This window comes from Pseudoalteromonas sp. SR45-5 (assembly GCF_014163565.1).
Lineage (GTDB): Bacteria > Pseudomonadota > Gammaproteobacteria > Enterobacterales > Alteromonadaceae > Pseudoalteromonas > Pseudoalteromonas distincta.
Window position 1 is genome coordinate 1 of sequence record NZ_JACJDN010000574.1, and the last position, 2,527, is coordinate 2,527.

Sequence of the window (2,527 nt, forward strand, 5' to 3'; positions counted from 1 at the left end):
CATCTTCTAGTAAATCTTTACTGCCAGCGGCATCGCGCGCTAAATCGTCAACTATTTCGTTGTATTTATTGCCGCTATGCCCTTTAACCCACTTCCAAGTTACATTGTGCTCGCTACAGGCTTTATCTAAGCGTTTCCATAAATCGACGTTTTTAACCGGCTTTTTAGCTGATGTTAACCAGCCACGTTTTTTCCAGTTAGTGATCCACGATTCAATGCCTTGCTTAACATATTGGCTATCGGTTGTTAGGTTTACATCGCATTCTCGAGTGAGTGATTCTAGGGCTACAATAGCCGCGAGCATTTCCATTCGGTTATTTGTTGTGAGTTTATAACCTTGGCTCATTTTTTTTTCGTGGCCGTTATAAATCATAAAAATACCATAACCGCCGGGGCCTGGATTACCTAAACATGAGCCGTCGGTGTAAATCTCTACGGTTTTTTGCACTGTTTTACCTTGATCTTATGTACAATAAAGTGATTATAGAAAGATACCAGAATCAGGCTAAATTCGATATGGCACGTAGACAAATAGTTTTAGATACAGAAACCACCGGCATCGACCCTAAACAAGGGCACCGTATTATAGAAATTGGTTGTGTGGAGTTAGTAAATCGCCGTTTAACAGGCAATAACTTTCACGTTTATATAAACCCACAACGCCCAAGCGAAGAAGAAGCAATCGACGTTCACGGTATCACTAACGAATTTTTACGTGATAAACCGTTATTTCATCAAATTGCCCAAGAGTTTTTCGACTATATTGAAGGGGCAGAGTTAGTTATTCATAACGCGCCGTTCGATATTGGCCATATGGATAATGAATTTGCACTACTTAATCAGGGCTATCCTAAAACAGAGACTTTTTGTCAAGTTCTCGACACGCTTAAAATGGCGCGTGACTTGCATCCAGGTCAAAAGAACAATCTTGATGCATTATGTCGTCGTTACGATGTAGATAACGCAAAGCGAACACTTCACGGCGCGCTACTGGATTCTGAAATTTTAGCCGATGTTTACCTTGCCATGACGGGTGGTCAAACAAAGCTGAATTTGAATCAAAACAAAGATGACGGCAGCGAGCAACAGAAAGGCGGTATAAAGCGTTTAAATAGCGATAGAGCCCCATTAGTTGTATTGCGAGCAAGCGACGCTGAGCAAAGCGCACACGAAGCACGATTAGATCTTGTAAACAAAGAAGGCGGCCAATGTATATGGCGCGCAGAATAAGGCGATTTAATGAAAACGATGTATTTTGTAACAGCGTTATGTGCCGCTAGTTTATTTACTGGCAATGCATATGGCGTAAAACAAGTAGAAGTGCTCAAGCGCGATGGGCATCAAAATGAGATCCCTTTACTTGATAATCGTTTTCGCATAGATAGCAAAATAGATGAAATAACACTGCTGTTTTTTAGAAAATCAGGTGCACCTGCTGTTATTTTAGTGCGGCCCGATGGCAGTAAGTACTTTGCTACTGACTCAGTTAAAAACCCTAACTTAGATTGGTTTGACGAACTCACCTACGATTTAGTTACCATAAAAAAACCTATGGCGGGTCCTTGGCAAGTAATAGGCAGTATTTTACCCAACAGCAGAATAGTTGTATTAGGCGAAATATCTCTTGAGGCAGAGCCTCTTCCTTCAATGTTGTTTAGGGGGGAGACAATAAAAATCACCGGGAAAATACTAAACGACGGTGAGCCAATTAACACAAACCTATTTAGGGATGTTGTGAGCCTTAATGTTGACTTTGTAAGTACCAACAATGAAAACTTTGCTAACTTTGGCGCAGGCATTCAAGAAGTAGCGGAATTTAAAGACGATGGACGTGGATTTGATGAGCGTCCTAAAGATGGTGTGTTTACCGGCGAGTTTACTTTAGATTTTCCTGCGGGTGAATGGACACCAGAGCTTTACGTGGCAACACCTCTGCTGCAGCGCCGCATTGTGCAAAATACAATAGAAGTGCACGAGCCACCTTTTATAACCGATGTCGCGTTAGCAGAACAAGACACAGACGAGCATCTGTTAACTATAAATATAGACCCAAGTATTGTTAAGCCAGAGACAGTCATCATCCAGGGAAAAATCTACTATCCCAATAACGAAGAGCAAATGTTTACCATAGATGCTGCAGCTAAAGACTCACGTCAGCTTAGTGTTAAAAATTATGATTGGGGTAGATATAGTGTTGAACTGTCTGTTTTTGGCACTAATATTAATGGCCGTGAATTTATGGCAACGCTACCAACGTATAAATTTGAGATAGAACGACCCATAGAAGCGGTGCCCGAAATTGATTCGGCAACAATTATTACCCCAGATAAAATGATTGAGAGTGAACTAGCTGAAGAAAAAATGGCCACCTCGACAATTATTAGTTTAATTGTAGGCTGCAATACGCTCATTTTATTACTCGGATGGTTGTTAATTCGTATATTTGTTCAGAAAAAACCGATTAAATTTAAAGTGAAGCTGCCTTTTTTAAAGAAAAAGAAAACAAGTGAAGGTGATGTTGCCGACA

At 40.7% G+C, this 2,527-nt stretch carries 3 protein-coding genes; 2 read left to right on the top strand and 1 reads right to left on the bottom strand.

Going from position 1 to position 2,527, the window contains the following annotated elements; genetic code table 11:
* A partial coding sequence (gene rnhA / locus H5072_RS16665) for a ribonuclease HI (protein ID WP_182694169.1) occupies window positions 1-448 on the bottom strand: 448 nt, incomplete at its 3' end.
* Between the two features lie 68 nt (window positions 449-516).
* On the opposite strand from rnhA, the gene dnaQ reads away from it, so the two are divergent.
* Window positions 517-1,230, top strand: a complete 714-nt coding sequence (dnaQ, locus tag H5072_RS16670) for a DNA polymerase III subunit epsilon (protein WP_182694170.1) — start codon at window positions 517-519, stop codon at window positions 1,228-1,230.
* A 9-nt stretch (window positions 1,231-1,239) separates the two neighbouring features.
* Window positions 1,240-2,527, top strand: a 1,288-nt coding sequence (locus tag H5072_RS16675; RefSeq protein ID WP_182694171.1) for a TIGR03503 family protein, incomplete at its 3' end; no start/stop codon positions are given.